Source organism: Psychroserpens sp. Hel_I_66 (assembly GCF_000799465.1).
Classification (GTDB): domain Bacteria; phylum Bacteroidota; class Bacteroidia; order Flavobacteriales; family Flavobacteriaceae; genus Psychroserpens.
Genome location: NZ_JUGU01000001.1, coordinates 2467673 through 2484538, shown reverse-complemented (window position 1 = coordinate 2484538; position 16866 = coordinate 2467673). Strand labels below are relative to the sequence as shown.

Below are 16866 nucleotides of genomic sequence, written 5' to 3'. Positions count from 1 at the left end.
GTATAGATTTACAATTAATTAACCTAAATAATTATCATATTATTAAAATAGACTAAAATGATCACACAAAAAAAATGTTACAGTTTATTAATTTTATTCCTAATGACGGTATCGACATTAGTGGCTCAATCTTCAATATCGGGTAGAATATCTGATGGTGCTGGAGTGCCTTTGGGTGGAGTTAATGTTATTCTTAATGGAACAACTCAAGGAGCAGTTTCAGATTTTGATGGAAATTACACAATCTCCAACGTTGAAAATGGAACCTATACTTTAAACGCTACTTATTTAGGTTTCTCAAAATTTAGTCAAAGCGTTTCGGTAGATGGAACAAATATCACAGTTGATATTGTAATGAGTGAAGATGCAGAATCATTAGACCAAGTTATTGTGACAGGTGTTACAAATCCTAAATCTAGAATCGAATCTAGTGTGTCTGTTACAACAATGAGACCAGAAGTAATCCAGCAATCTGCACCAAGAACTACAGCAGAGATTTTTAGAACAATACCAGGAATACGTTCAGAGTCTTCGGGTGGCGAAGGTAACTCTAACATAGCAGTGCGTGGTGTGCCTGTTTCTTCTGGTGGATCTAAATATGTACAATTACAAGAGGATGGATTACCGGTATTATTATTTGGCGATATGTCATTTGCTACTGCAGATATATTTACAAGATATGATTCTAATATTGGAAGAATAGAAGCAATAAGAGGTGGGTCTGCCTCAACGTTATCCTCAAATTCTCCTGGAGCAATCATCAATTTAATTAGCAAAACAGGAAAAACAGAAGGTGGATCTCTTGGGACATCTTTTGGATTGGATTACGGTAACTTTAGAACCGATTTTGACTATGGAGCTCCAATTGGAGATGGGCTTTATTTTCATATGGGAGGATTTTACAGAGTAGGTGAAGGCATAAGAGATGCAGGATATACTGCAAATAATGGTGGTCAATTCAAGCTAAACTTGACCAAAGAATTCGATAAAGGCTATGTTAGAGTATATGCTAAATATTTAAATGATAAAGCAATTGCTTATTTGCCAAATCCAATTCAAGTGACGGGTACAAATGCAGATCCTAATTTTGAGAACATACCTAATTTTGATGCCAACAGCCAAACATTACATACACCATATTTAGATCAAAATGTTGGTTTAGGAGCCAATGGAGAATTAAGGCGTTCTAATGTAAGCGATGGGATGAATCCAATCTCAACATCTTTTGGTGTTCAAGCATCTTTTGATTTAGGCGATGATTTTAAGATCACAAATAATGGGAGGTTCTCATCTAATAAAGGTGGTTTTAACTCTCCGTTTCCTGCAAGTGTATCTACAGCAAATGATTTTTTAGCGGGTGATTTCGCTACAAACAATGGATATGACTCATTAGTTTACGCAAATGGAGATGGTGTTGTAAGCGGGACATCTTTATTAACACCAGTAGTCTTATTTGATACGCAATTAAACAACTTTAACAACTTTATGAATGACATCCGTTTGACTAAAAAGTTTGACAATCTAGATGTTACTGTTGGTTACTTTAAAGGTATTCAAAATGTATCTATGTCTTGGTTATGGAATTCTTACTTGTTAGAAGCGTCTGGTGACGATGCGAGATTGATTGATGCGCTTGATAGTACAGGTAATCCACTTTCTGTAAATGGATTGGTAGCTTACGGTGCTGCTTTTTTCGGAAACTGTTGCCAACGTAGCTACGATACAAGGTACAATACGTCTGCACCATATGTGGCTTTAGCGCTTGAAGCTTCTGAAAAATTGAATTTCGATGCAAGTATCCGCTATGATAAAGGTAAAGTAGATGGAACATTCTCAGGACCTGTAACATCTCAATACGACATTAACAATGATGGTGAGATTTCATTGCCAGAGCAAACAGTTCAAGCTATAGATTTAGCAAATCCAACAACCGTAAACTATGATTATGATTACGTATCTTTTTCAGTTGGTGCTAACTATTTATTAAAGGATAACGAAGCTGTATTTGCTCGTTACAGTAGAGGTGGAGCAGCAAAAGCAGATCGTATTTTATTTGCAGGTTTAGATTATACAAACAGCGATGCGATAAATGCTTTGGATTTTATCAATCAGGCAGAAGTAGGTTACAAAAGAGGTTTTGAAAAAGGATCACTTTACGCAACAGTATTCTTTGCAAAAACAATTGAAGAAGGTGGTTTCGAGGCAACATCAAACAGTATTATAGAAAATGATTATAAATCAGTTGGTATAGAATTAGAAGGATCTTATAGATTTACTGAAGATTTTGATATACGTGGTGGACTAACGTTTACAGACGCACAAATAGACTCAGGAGACAATGATGGGAATACACCAAGAAGACAACCAGATTTTATTTACAATTTCATTCCAACCTATAACTTCGGAAAAACAAATAAAAATGCAATCGGTTTAAGTTTCATTGGGCAAAGCAAAGCTTACGCTCAAGATTCTAATGAGTTAGTATTGCCAGGATTTGTAATTATAAACAGTTTTATAAACATAGGTATTACAGATAATTTAAACGCTAACCTTTCAGCAAACAACCTTTTCGATTCTCTAGGCATTACAGAGTCTGAGGAAGGAAGTATAATTGAAGGTCAGACTAATTATTTGAGAGTAAGACCAGTGCCAGGACGATCAATCTCATTGGGTCTTAACTATAGTTTTTAATAAATTTTAAGTGTTAATAAATTTATTGAGTTTTAAATTGATTTGAGTTAAGAGAGTCAATGCCTTCATATAGCATTGGCTCTTTTTACTAAAAATTATAATACATTAGTTACTTTAACAGTTAAGAACGAATTAAATGATTACGAAACCAAAATTAAGCTTCTGGCAAATTCTAAATATGAATGTTGGTTTCTTCGGAATTCAATATAGTTTTGGTTTACAACAAAGTGCGGTAACTCCAATTTATGACTTCTTGGGCGCAAGTCCAGATCAAATACCTTTATTACATCTTGCTGGTCCAGTAACAGGATTATTGGTACAACCTATTATTGGAGCATTAAGCGACAAAACATGGAGTCCAAGATTCGGTAGGCGTAAACCCTACTTTTTAATAGGTGCTATTTTATGCAGTTTAACGTTGCTGGCATTTCCTTTTAGTAGCTCATTGTGGATGGCTGCGGGTCTATTATGGATTTTAGATGCAGGAAACAATACAGCTATGGAACCTTACAGAGCACTCATAGCAGATAAATTAGATGACGAACAGCAACCTATGGGCTTTCAAATGCAAAGTTTTTTTACCGGTTTAGGACAGGTATTGGCTAATCTATCTTTATTCATATTCCCGTTAATTTTTATTGGTACAACAGGTTCATTGCCAACTTGGGTTTACGCGTCATTTTTCTTGGGAGCAGCGTGTTCTATTGGTACAATCTTGTGGAGTATTAGCAAAACAAAGGAAATCCCTCCAACCCAGGAAGAGTTGGCAAAACTGAAAAGTGAAAAAAGAAGTCTTTTAGGTCCTTTAATAGAGATTTTTGCAGCAATCAAAGACATGCCAAAAGTACTGTGGCAATTAGCATTGGTTTATTTGTTTCAATGGTATGCTTTATTTTGTTACTGGCAAAACTCATCCAAGAGTGTAGCACTTTCCGTTTGGAATGCCACACCCCAAAATAAAGAAGCTTACAGTGAAGCGGTGAGCTGGACGGGTTTGGTAAACGGTTGGTACAACGTAGTGACTTTTTTAGTGGCTTTTGCATTAGTGGGATTTGCAAAACGATATAGTGCAAAAAAAGTACATGCATTCTGTTTAGTAATTGCAGCATTAGGTTTCTTGGCATTTCCGCACATAGAAAATAAAAATTTATTGTTCTTTGCTATAACTGGTTTTGGTATTGGCTGGGCAAGTATGATGGGAATTCCTTATTTAATGGTTGTCGCAGATATCCCTAAAGAACGTTATGGTGTTTACATGGGGATAATCAATATGATGATTGTAATCCCAATGATTTTTCAAACATTATCTTTTGGATATATCTTGAAAAATTTTCTAAATAACGACCCAAGAAATGCAATCACCTTTGCAGGAATATTATTATTGGTAGCGACGGTATGTACATTATTTATAAAAACGAAAAAAGCAAAGGTAGATGAGTGAAGCATATAAAAAATCAATAGACTTATTGTTTAAATGTTCTTCTTCGGAAGGATTTCTGGCAAGCGCCCAAGATATTTCGAACTATAAAAGAGTTTGGGCGAGAGATGGTGTTATCTGTGGATTAGCTGCTTTGGCATCTCAAGATGAAGAACTTATATCTACATTTAAAAAAACGTTAGAGACACTATCAAATCATCAGCATGAGGTTGGTACAGTTCCTTCAAATGTTGGATTTCAAAATAATTCTGTAGATGTGAGTTATGGTGGATTGGCAGGAAGAGTTGATGCTGTGACATGGTATATAATAGGTATTTGTCAATACGCATATAATCAAAGTAAGCCAGAATTTGTTGAAAAATACAAAACCAATATAAATAAGTGTATTAGTTTATTGGATGCTTGGGAATTTAACAACAAACACCTTCTATATGTGCCTTTATCTGGTAATTGGGCAGACGAATACATAACAGATGGTTATGTGCTGTACGATCAATTATTAAGGGTTTGGGCATTAAAAAGCTACAATTATTTTAAAAAGAGTGAAGAGCTTTCAAATAAAATTGAAAAGATAATAAGTCAAATTGAGGCTAATTTTTTTCCAGATTCCGAAGAAGAGAAATTTCATGAAAGAGCTTATAATGAAGTTAAATTTGATAGATATCTTCCCTGCTCGTTCTCGCCATCTGGTTACAGAACACAGTTTGACGCTTTTGCAAACTCATTAGCATTATTGTTAAATATAGGAGACAGCGCATTTCAGGAAAAACAAATTGAGTATGCATTTGATTTGGCATCCAGTACCAAATTGGGGTTATTGCCTGCGTTTTGGCCACCAATATTTCAAACAGATGAAGAGTGGAGTTTGCTAAAAAACAATTGCAAGTACGAATTTAGAAATTTTCCAAACGAATTTCACAATGGTGGGAGCTGGTCTATGGTCAATGGCTTTTTTGGTTTGGCGTTGTACAATAAACACAAAATACAAAAGGCAGATTTTATTTTAGAAAGAATAAATCTTACTAATGAGATAGAGGCATTTTCTTTTTATGAGAATTTCAACACAAAAACCAGAGAACCAAATGGAGTTAAATATTGCGCATGGAGTGGAGCAGCAACAATTTTATTACATCAAACGAGGTTTAACGATTTTAAAATTTTAGTGTAATTTGAAAAGTATAGATATCATAAGTGTTGGAGAGGTTTTAATAGATTTTATTGGTCATGAGGTCAATACGTCAATAAATAGAACCAAAAATTACCACCGCTTTTTAGGAGGTTCACCAACCAACGTAGCTGTGAATGCAGCGCGATTAGGATTAAATTCTTTGCTCGTTGCATCATGTGGACAAGATGGACTTGGTGATTACATATCAAGAAAATTAAAAAAGAACAATGTAGATATTACTTGTTTAAATAGATGTGAATTAGAACCAACCTCAGTAGTATTTGTGTCTAAATCTACCGAAACTCCAGAGTTTATAGCGTATAGGCAAGCCGATTGTAAAATTGTTAAAAATCAATTATCTAACGATAAAATTGCTCAAGCCAAATTTTTTCACACTACATGTTTTGCATTGAGCAAGAATCCTGCTCGCGAAACTATTTTAGAAAGGTCAAAAAAAGCAAAACAATTAGGTTTAAGATTGAGTATAGATATTAATTTTTCTGAAAAAATATGGTCAAATAGGGAAGAGGCTAAGATGGTTTTAAAAGAATATTTATCTAATGATCCTCTGGTTAAATTAAGTGAAGATGATTGTTACAGATTATTTGCTGAAGTTAAAACTGAAGATTTTATTTTTGAATACTTTCATGGTTTGGGAGCTACAACAATTTGTCTCACCAAAGGAAAAAATGGAGTTGCAGTCTCAGATAAAAATGAAGGAATAATTTTTCAAGAGGCTAATAAGATAAAAAAAATTAAAGATGCAACAGGCGCTGGTGATGCTTTTTGGACTGGATTTTTATTCGCTCAAATCCAAAATAAGACTCTAGAAGAAAGTATTACCATTGCTCAAAAACTTGCTGCAATCAAACTTCAAAATGTGGGAAGGTTACCAACCAAAATGGATATTAACAAAATTATCTTAGAATAATCTATTCTAAACATATTAATATTTTACTTCAAAAAAAACACTTGAAAAAAGTCAATTAAGAATCTATATTGAGAGCACTCTTTAGTAAAAATTGTCTCATAAATCACTTACATTTGTATCTAGGTTTTTCAACACCTAATAAATGTAAATTGGTTAATCCACAAATATATGAGCAAGCAAAGCAGACGAAGAGAAGCATTAGTATATCATGCAAAACCAAAGCCTGGTAAAATTCAAGTTGTACCAACAAAAAAATATGCAACCCAAAGAGATTTATCTTTAGCATATTCTCCAGGTGTTGCTGAGCCTTGTTTAGAAATAGAAAAAGATAAGAACAACGCTTATAAATATACTGCCAAAGGTAATCTCGTTGCTGTAATTTCTAATGGTACTGCTGTTTTGGGATTAGGTAATATTGGTCCGGAAGCTTCTAAACCTGTAATGGAAGGAAAAGGAGTTCTATTCAAAATATTTGCAGATATTGATGTATTTGATATTGAAGTTGGAACCGAAGATATCGAAGAGTTCATCCAAACCGTTAAAATGATTGCACCAACATTTGGAGGCATCAATCTGGAAGATATCAAAGCCCCAGAAGCGTTTGAAATTGAACGTCGACTCAAAGAGGAATTAGATATTCCCGTAATGCACGACGACCAGCATGGGACAGCCATTATTTCGGCAGCTGCGTTAATTAACGCATTGGAAATTGCTGGAAAAAAAATTGATGAAGTTCAAATAGTCATTAGCGGTGCTGGAGCAGCAGCTATCTCATGTTCACGATTATATCAGGCATGCGGCGCCAAGCGCGAAAATATGGTCATGTTAGATAGTAAAGGTGTGATTAGGGATGATCGTGAATATCTTTCAATAGAAAAAGCAGAATTTGCAACCCATAGAAAAATCGATACTCTGGATGAAGCCATGAAAAATGCCGATGTTTTCATCGGTTTATCTATGGCAGATATTGTTAGTCCAAGTATGCTTTTAGCAATGGCAAATGACCCTATAGTTTTTGCTATGGCAAATCCAGATCCAGAAATCCCTTATGATATCGCTATTGCGACTCGTAAGGATATTATTATGGCAACAGGGCGAAGTGATCATCCTAATCAAGTAAACAACGTACTTGGTTTTCCTTTTATTTTTAGAGGTGCGCTTGATGTGAGAGCTACAAAGATCAATGAGGCCATGAAAATGGCTGCAGTTTATGCTTTGGCAAATTTAGCGAAAGAGCCAGTGCCTGAGCAGGTTAATATCGCTTATGGTGAAACGCGTTTGACCTTCGGAAGGGATTACATCATCCCAAAACCTTTTGACCCAAGATTAATTGCTGAAGTGCCTCCTGCAGTTGCAAAGGCAGCGATGGAAAGTGGAGTGGCAAAAGAACCAATTGAGGATTGGGAAAAATATCGCGATGAATTATTAGAACGTTTAGGGTCTGATAATAAAATTGTAAGACTGCTTATCAACAGAGCAAAAATGAGCCCTAAGCGCGTTGTTTTTGCTGAAGCAGACCAACTTGATGTTTTAAAGGCAGCTCAAATTGTTCATGATGAAGGAATTGCCATACCAATATTATTGGGCAGACGTCAAACCATTGTGAAATTAATGGAAGAGATTGAGTTTGATGCAGATATTGAAATAATCGATCCAAAATCTGACGAAGAAGAAGAACGAAAAAACCAATATGCAAAAGTGTATTGGGAACAGAGAAAGCGCAAGGGTGTGACGCTTTATTCCGCAGAAAGAATAATGCGTGAGCGTAATTACTATGCTGCAATGATGTTAAATGTTGGTGATGCAGATGCACTGATTTCTGGATATTCAAGAAGTTATCCTTTAGTGGTAAAGCCCATATTAGAACTTATTGGCTTAGCTCCAGGATCTACAAAAGCAGCTACTACTAATGTGATGATGACCCAGCGCGGACCAATGTTTTTGAGTGATACGTCCATAAATATTAATCCGTCGGCAGAGGATTTAACTCGAATTGCGCAAATGACAGCAGGTGTCGTGAAAATGTTTGGGATGGAGCCTGTAATGGCAATGATTTCATTTTCAAACTTTGGATCATCCAAATCCCAAACTGCAATTAAAGTGAGAGAAGCTGTAGATTATTTGCATAAAAGACATCCTAATTTACTTGTAGATGGAGAATTGCAAACGGATTTTGCGCTTAATAGAGAACTTTTGGAGGCAACATTTCCATTTTCAAAATTAGCTGGTAAAAAGGTGAATACATTGATTTTCCCTAATTTGGAATCTGCAAATATCACCTATAAATTATTGAAAGAGCTTAACAAAGCAGATTCCATAGGACCAATTATGATGGGTCTGAAAAAACCTGCTCATATTTTACAATTACATGCTAGTGTTGATGAAATAGTAAACATGACAGCAATTGCTGTTATTGATGCACAACAAAAGGAAAAACAAGCTGAAATGAAGTCATAGTCTTTAGCTTGATAATCGCCTTTGAAATGCAAATAATTTTATTACATTTGGTTTTTTAACCCAAATGAGTAATGATTACGCATATTCAAGGTAAATTGGTAGAAAAGAATCCTACAGATGTAGTGATAGACTGTAATGGTGTAGGCTACCTTTTAAATATTTCGCTGCACACATTTTCTCAAATCCCAGATCAAGAGGCGCTCAAATTATTCACACATTTAATTGTTCGTGAAGATTCCCATACATTATTCGGGTTTTCTTCCACGACAGAACGTGAAATTTTCAAGCTTTTATTGTCGGTTAGTGGGATTGGAGCAAATACTGCGCGCACTATGTTATCCTCATTATCACCACAACAAGTCAAAGAAGGAATCGTGCATGGAGATGTCGCTTTAATACAGTCAATAAAGGGTATCGGAGCTAAAACTGCTGCACGTGTGATATTGGATTTAAAAGATAAAGTGCTTAAAGTATATGATATTGACGAAGTTTCTGTTAATAAAAACAATACCAACAAAGATGAAGCGTTATCTGCTTTAGAAGTTTTAGGATTTAATAAAAAACAATCCGAACGTGTCGTAGATAAAATTGTATCTCAACAACCAGACGCAAGTGTAGAAAACATTATTAAAGCAGCCTTAAAAAATTTATAGAAATTTGATTACATCTAACTATACGCTACAAAAATCATACCGACTAGTATCTATAATTGCTTTAGTGTTGTTTAGCGGTTTTGGATACGCACAAACAGATCCAATAGAACAAGATTCTACTAAAACAGGATTTTCTTTAGGTAGATTAAGTATCCCAAATCCTCAAAGTATAGTATCAAAATATACTTACGATCCAATTACAGATAGATATATTTATACTGAAACCGTTGGGAAATTCAATATCAACTACCCGATTATTTTAACACCTGCGGAATTTCAAAGACTTGTATTATTAGAACAACAACAAAAATATTACAAGCAAAAAATTGATGCTGCTGCTGGTCAAAAAGAAGGTACAGAAGAAGAGCAAAAAAATCTATTACCAGAATTTTACGTCAACTCTGGGTTTTTCGAAACGCTTTTTGGAGGCAACACGATTGAAGTGATTCCTCAAGGTTCCGCAGAAGTAGATTTAGGAATTTTATTTACAAAACAGGACAACCCAACATTCTCGCCAAGAAACCGAAGTAACTTTACCTTTGATTTTGATCAACGTATTAGTTTAAGTTTACTGGGAAAAGTAGGTACACGACTACAGGTAACGGTTAATTATGATACCGAATCTACATTTGATTTTCAGCAATTAACAAAATTAGAATATACACCAACCGAAGATGATATTGTAAGAAAAATTGAAGTTGGTAACGTAAGTATGCCACTTAATAGTTCTTTAATTACAGGAGCACAAAGTTTATTTGGTGTCAAAACAGAATTACAATTCGGAAAAACCAGAGTGACAGCTATTTTTTCTGAACAAAAATCCCAGTCCCAATCTGTCGTTGCAGAAGGTGGTGGTACTGTTGAAGAATTTGAATTCTTTGCAAGGGATTATGACGAAAATAGACACTATTTCCTGTCTCATTACTTTAGGGATACGTACGACCAATCCATGTTGCGCTATCCTTATATAGCCAATAATGTACAGGTTACACGTATAGAAGTTTGGGTAACCAATAGAAGTAACCAAACAGAAAACGTTAGAAATATCGTCGCTTTACAAGATTTAGGGGAGTCAGATTTTGATCCTGCAGATCCAGCTAATGATAATATAGGTCTTGCAAATCCACCAGCAGGATTTATAAATGTTCCTCCAGGATCGTTTCCAGACAATGGAAACAATGATTTTGATCCTACAAATATAGGTGGAGCAGGTTCATTGCTTTCTACTGCAGTTAGAGACATTACAACAGCAGAGCAAGGTATTTTGGTGCCTGCAAATGAAGGTTTTGACTTCGGAAAATTAGAAAACGCAAGAAAATTAGAGCAAGGAAGAGATTACCAGTTAAGCCAACAATTAGGTTATATATCTTTAAACCAAAGGTTGCTAAATGACGAAATCCTTGCAGTAGCATTTCAATATACCATTGGTGGTGAAGTGTACCAAGTTGGTGAATTTGCAAATGGTGGCGTAAGTTCTACCTCAGATGGTAACGATATTGACGGTGATAACATTCCAGACTCTATTGATGCAGATGCAGAAGGAGATGGCACAATAGAAAACGGTCCAGATACAGATGGCGATGGCATTAATGATGTTGGTGATTCAGATGTAAATGGCGACGGTATTATAGATAACGGTCCAGATGTAAATGGAGATGGTATCAATGATAACTTTGTAACCGTTCAGGAAGGGACAACGCAAAGTTTAATTGTTAAAATGTTAAAGAGTCCAATTACAGATGTCAATCAGCCAATCTGGGATTTAATGATGAAGAACATTTATGATACTGGCGCATTTCAGCTTGATCGAGAAGATTTTAGACTTAATATTTTTTATACTGAAACGTCGCCTTTAAACTATATCGTGCCTGTTGATGGGACAAATTTCCCAATATTTGAAAATAATACACCTTTTGATACTAATGATGATCAAGAAATTGTAGATACACCATTAATACAGTTATTTCATTTAGACCGATTAAACTTTAATAATGACCCACAGTTAGGTGGTGATGGATTTTTTGATTTTGTTCCAGGTCTCACGGTTTTGACACAAAACGGAAAAATTATATTCACAAAAACAGAGCCTTTTGGTCGTTACCTATTTGATATTTTAGATGATGATGGTAGTGCGATAGACAATGAGGCAGATTACAATTACGATGGTCCGGTTATGGGTAGCCCCTATAACTTAAACCAGGAGAAATACGTATATGATATTCTCTATAAGCAAACCAAAACAGCAGCATTGGATGAAGCTGAAAAAAATAAATTCCAAATTAAGGGACGTTATAAATCTTCGGGAGGCGATGGGATTCCCTTGGGAGCTTTTAATGTGCCAAGAGGATCTGTAATTGTTACAGCAGGAGGTCGAACGTTAGTAGAAGGTCAGGATTATACGGTAAATTACCAAATAGGTCGTGTTTACATTATTGACGAGGCGTTGAAATCATCTAATATACCAATTAATGTTTCCGTAGAAAATAATGCAGTATTTGGTCAACAAACACGTCGTTTCACAGGAATAAATGTGGAGCATCAATTCAATGAGAACTTTGTAGTTGGTGCAACATTATTAAATTTAAGTGAGAGGCCAATAACACAAAAAGCAAATTACAACACAGAGCCAATCAATAATACAATTTTTGGTTTTAATGGAAACTATTCTACTGAAGTTCCATTTTTTACGAGATTAGTTAATAAACTTCCAAATATAGATACAGATGCCCCTTCAAATCTTTCGTTTAGAGGTGAGTTTGCATATCTAGCTCCAGGAGCTCCAAAAGGTACCGATTTTAATAACGAAGCCACTGCTTACGTTGATGATTTTGAAGGGACACAAGGTGCTATAGATTTACTGTCACCTCAATCTTGGTTTTTATCAAGTAGGCCAAGAAATTTAGGTAAAATTTATGCAGGTTTTGGTGATGAAGATGCTAATGGGATTCAAAACGGATTTGATAGAGCATTCTTAAACTGGTACACTATTGACCCTATATTTTATAGCAATCAACGTCCGGGAGATATTAGTGACGATGATGTTTCAGATTTATATACCAGGCGTGTATTTATCGATGAGGTATTCCCAGAGATTGATATAGCACAAGGTCAAAGTACAATAATCAACACACTGGATTTAGTGTATTACCCTACGGAAAGAGGTCCATATAATTTTGAGCCAGATGCTGTAAGTGGGCTTACCGCATCAGATAGTTGGGCGGGAATTACGAGACAGATCACCTCTACAGATTTTGAACAAGCCAATGTGGAATACATTGAGTTTTGGTTGATGAATCCGTTTATGGATGATGACGGAAATACAATACCTGGTTCATCTCCAGGAAAGCTATTTATCAATTTAGGTAACATTTCCGAAGATGTATTAAAAGATGGTAAAAAGCAGTATGAAAATGGCCTTCCGGAAGATGGAAACATTACACCATTACTTCCAGCTACAGCTTTTCAAACTGTAGTACCAAGAAATCAATCTTTGATTTATACATTTTCTACAGGAGGTGAAGAGCGCGCCAACCAGGATGTTGGATATGATGGATATGATGATGTTGAAGAGTTGGCACAATTTGGTGGTGGTTTTGGAGATGACCCTTCAAAAGATAACTATTTATACTATTTAAATACTGAAGGTAATATTTTTGACCGCTACAAGCAATATAATGGCCAACAAGGTAACTCGCCAGATGTATTTACAGACACCAATCGTGGATCTACTCCACAACCAGATGTTGAGGATATCAATAGGGATAATACAATGAATACAATTGATAGCTACTTTCAATATGAAGTAGAAATTGATCCAAACACATTAAATATAAATAATCCACAAATTAATGATATTAAAGATCGAGTGGTCAACTTGCCAAATGGTCAATCTGCAACAGTAACTTATTACCAGTTTAGAATTCCAATTTCTGAACCTACGGAAGCTATTGGTGGTATTTCAGATATTAGATCGGTTCGATTTGCACGTTTGTTTTTAACAGATTTCGCAGAGCGAACAGTGATGCGTTTTGCGACCTTAGATTTAGTTCGCAGTGACTGGAGACGTTACACGTTGACTTTAGATGATGAACCAAATAACGATGGAGATACAGATACAGAATTCACCGTTGGTGTAGTTGGTTTACAACAAAATGATGGAAATTATGTATTACCTCCAGGCGTCGTTTTAGAACAACTTAATAACAACAACAATATTATAAGACAAAACGAACAGTCCCTACAATTGGAAGTTTGTGAGTTAGAACCAGAAGATTCTCGTGGTGTATTCAAAAACATAAATGTAGACATGCGACAGTATAACAAGTTGCGTATGTTTATTCATGCAGAAGATGGAGAGACAGGATCACTAAATGATGGAGATTTGGTAGGGTTTATCCGTATGGGAAATGATTTTACACAAAATTATTACCAAATTGAAGTGCCTCTTACGGTCTCTTCTGGATTATCTTCACCAGAAACCGTTTGGCCAGAAGAAAATGAAATCAATATCAAATTAGATGTTTTAGAGCAGATAAAATCCTTAGGTATTGCAAATGGTACGCTAGCGAATATTGAACCAACATTTTATGATGTTGTTGGAGATCAACTTACCGAGGTTGGTGAATTTGATGCCTATCCTCCAACAGGCACAGAAAAAGTGCAAAGGGTAGCTATCAAGGGTAATCCTAATTTTGGTGATGTAAGGGTGTTGATGGTAGGTATAAAAAATCCAGGCCAATCAGGTATGAATGCCTGTGGTGAAATATGGTTTAATGAATTGCGCCTTTCAGACCTTGATAACGAAGGTGGTTGGGCAGCAGTTGCAGCGATGGATACAAATCTTGCAGATTTTGCAAACGTAAGTGCAACAGGAAGAAAAAGCACAATTGGTTTTGGTTCTGTAGAGCAAAGACCAAATGAGAGAAGTAGAGAAGATGTTGAGCAATACGATGTCGTTACGAATGTTAATTTAGGACAGTTGTTGCCAAAAAAATGGGGTATTCAATTGCCATTTAACTATGCCATTGGAGAGCAAACCATTACACCAGAGTATGATCAATTTTATAAGGATATAAAACTAGATGCAAGGCTGGAAGCTGCAACCTCAGCTGAAGAGCGAGAAAATGTATTAACACGATCTGAAGATTATACAAAGCGTAAAAGCATCAATTTTATAGGCGTACGAAAAAACAGAACAGGTGATACCAAACCACGTTTTTATGACGTAGAAAATCTAACTTTCAATTACTCCTATAATAAAGAGGAGCATCGTGATTTTGAAATTGAAAATGCATTGAGCCAACAAGTAAGAGCTGGAGTTAATTACGCTTATAGTTTTGAGCCTAAAAATATTGAGCCTTTTAAAAATAATGATTCTTTATTTAGAGGTAAATATTGGAAGATTTTAAAAGAATTCAATTTCAACCCAATACCAACTAGTTTCACTGTAAATACAGATATCATCCGCCAGTTTAATAAACAGAAATTCAGGGAGGTGGATTTGGTAGGTGACAATATTGGTTTGGATGAACTTTTCCGAAGAAATTATAATTTTAACTCACAGTACGCCATCAATTATAACTTGACTAAGGCATTGAGCTTAAACTTTACTGCAGCTAACTCTAATATTGTAAGAAACTATTTTGTTGATGATATCATTAACGGTAGGCAAAATCCAAATCTAGATGTTTGGGATGGATTCTTTGATTTGGGCGATCCAAATATTCAAAGCCAGCAGTTACAGGTAAATTATGAAATTCCGTTATATAAAATTCCAACTTTGAGTTTTATGCGTGCAACGTATTCATATACAGGTGATTTTCAATGGCAAAAAGGGTCGGATATTAATAACAGTTTACCGGGAATTCCAGACTTAGGGAATTCTATTCAAAATGCAAACACACATAATATAAATTCTACATTTAATATGGAGACCTTATATAAATATGTTGGTTTGACAAAAAAGAAAAAAAATACCCGTGCTGCAAGACGACCAACTCCAGCAGGTTTAGATAAAAACGGAAAAGCAAATGAGGCAGCAAATCCTCAAAATCCAAATAGTAAAAAAGGGGCAGGCTCAAGAATTTTGGATGGAGCCATAGATTTGGTCACAGCTATAAAACGAGTTCAAATTAATTATACCGAAAATAATGGTACATTTTTACCGGGATATTTAAAAACACCAGGTTTTATAGGGACATTCAAGCCTACTCTAGGTTATACGTTTGGTAGTCAAAGTGATATTAGAGATTTGGCTGCTCGAAATGGATGGCTAACCGTTTTCCAGGATTTTAATCAACAATACAGTGAGACTACAAATAGGATTCTTGATATTTCAGCAGATGTTGAATTGATAGAAGATTTAAATATAGACATTACAGGAGGTCGGGTTTATTCAGAAAACCAAACGCAAAATTTTAGAGTGGAAGACTTAGATGGAGACGGTGTTTTAGATTATAATCCTTTGATTACGAATGCCTTCGGAAATTTTAATATTTCAACCGCTTTAATAAAAACAGCCTTTAGTAAAAGTGATGAAAACCAGTCTGAAGCATTTGATGATTTTAGAACCAATAGGTTAGTAGTCGCAAGGCGATTGGCGAGAGAATTTTATGGTAATGATAACTTTGATGTAGATGCAGAGGGTTATCCGTTAGGTTTTGGCAAAAACAACCAAGCTGTATTGTTACCTTCGTTTTTAGCAGCATATAAAGGAACCACTCCCGATAAAATTAGTTTATCTGCATTTAGGGATATACCAATTCCTAACTGGCAATTAAAATATACCGGTTTCATGAAAATGAAATGGTTTAAAAAGAATTTTAAGCGTTTTTCTTTGACTCACGGTTACCGTTCCAGCTATACCATTAATCAATTTAGAACAAATCTAGATATAGATCCAAATGATTTGCAACGAGGAGTAGCTTATGAAGATCAACCAAATTTAATTGATGTTGTTGACCAATCTGGTAACTTTAAAAATCGTACCATTTTCAGTAATATCAATTTAGAGGAGCAATTTAGCCCATTATTTAGATTAGACTTTGAGATGCAAAACTCGGTCAAGATTTTAGCTGAAATGAAAAAGGATAGAATTCTTTCTTTGAGTTTTGATAATAATCTATTAACCGAAATACAAGGGCACGAATATATTTTAGGCTTGGGTTACCGTATTAAGGATTTAAGGATTCGATCAAAATTAGCAGGACCAAAGCAAGTCATAAAAAGTGATTTGAATATGAAGGCAGATATTTCAGTAAGAAATAATAAAACCATAATAAGGTATTTAGATATTGATAACAACCAAATCACGCAAGGTCAAACAATTTATGGATTAAAGTACACTGCAGATTATGCGTTTACTAAAAACCTTACTGCAATTTTTTACTTTGATTATACATTCTCAGAATATGAGATTTCTACTGCATTTCCTCAAACGACAATTAGATCAGGTTTTACGTTGCGTTACAATTTTGGAAATTAAGTAGTAAATACTATCTAAAAAAATTACATTTGTAATCATACATAA

7 protein-coding genes are annotated in these 16866 nt (G+C 35.1%); all 7 read left to right on the top strand.

All coding sequences use genetic code 11. The features are described 5' to 3' along the window. Positions 1 to 57: 57 nt before the first annotated feature. The 7 genes from GQ40_RS11135 to sprA all read left to right on the top strand — a co-directional run bounded on the left by GQ40_RS11135 (position 58) and on the right by sprA (position 16821). Positions 58 to 2691 (top strand): TonB-dependent receptor, encoded by a 2634-nt coding sequence (locus GQ40_RS11135; protein ID WP_047548200.1) that lies wholly within the window; start codon positions 58 to 60, stop codon positions 2689 to 2691. Positions 2692 to 2827: 136 nt separating this feature from the next. Beyond that, the gene (locus GQ40_RS11130; protein WP_047548198.1) at positions 2828 to 4132 is read left to right on the top strand and encodes an MFS transporter; all 1305 of its coding nucleotides are present in this window, start codon (positions 2828 to 2830) and stop codon (positions 4130 to 4132) included. Beyond that, positions 4125 to 5297: a hypothetical protein gene (locus GQ40_RS11125; protein ID WP_047548196.1), complete on the top strand. Its 1173-nt coding sequence runs from the start codon at positions 4125 to 4127 to the stop codon at positions 5295 to 5297. The genes GQ40_RS11130 and GQ40_RS11125 overlap by 8 nt, the downstream gene beginning before the upstream one ends. A gap of 1 nt (position 5298) precedes the next feature. Then, positions 5299 to 6228, top strand: a complete 930-nt coding sequence (locus GQ40_RS11120) for a carbohydrate kinase family protein (protein WP_047548194.1) — start codon at positions 5299 to 5301, stop codon at positions 6226 to 6228. Positions 6229 to 6396: 168 nt separating this feature from the next. Continuing rightward, positions 6397 to 8685, top strand: a complete 2289-nt coding sequence (locus GQ40_RS11115) for an NADP-dependent malic enzyme (protein ID WP_047548192.1) — start codon at positions 6397 to 6399, stop codon at positions 8683 to 8685. A gap of 71 nt (positions 8686 to 8756) precedes the next feature. Continuing rightward, complete coding sequence (gene ruvA / locus GQ40_RS11110) at positions 8757 to 9338, top strand: Holliday junction branch migration protein RuvA (protein WP_047548190.1); 582 nt, start codon at positions 8757 to 8759, stop codon at positions 9336 to 9338. Between the two features lie 4 nt (positions 9339 to 9342). After that, complete coding sequence (gene sprA, locus GQ40_RS11105) at positions 9343 to 16821, top strand: cell surface protein SprA (RefSeq protein ID WP_047548188.1); 7479 nt, start codon at positions 9343 to 9345, stop codon at positions 16819 to 16821. The last annotated feature ends 45 nt before the right edge of the window (positions 16822 to 16866 follow it).

Coding starts and splice junctions, on each gene's coding strand:
- ruvA (WP_047548190.1), top strand. CDS start 8,757: ATGATTACGCATATTCAAGGTAAATTGGTAGAAAAGAATCCTACAGAT.
- GQ40_RS11115 (WP_047548192.1), top strand. CDS start 6,397: ATGAGCAAGCAAAGCAGACGAAGAGAAGCATTAGTATATCATGCAAAA.
- GQ40_RS11130 (WP_047548198.1), top strand. CDS start 2,828: ATGATTACGAAACCAAAATTAAGCTTCTGGCAAATTCTAAATATGAAT.
- GQ40_RS11125 (WP_047548196.1), top strand. CDS start 4,125: ATGAGTGAAGCATATAAAAAATCAATAGACTTATTGTTTAAATGTTCT.
- GQ40_RS11135 (WP_047548200.1), top strand. CDS start 58: ATGATCACACAAAAAAAATGTTACAGTTTATTAATTTTATTCCTAATG.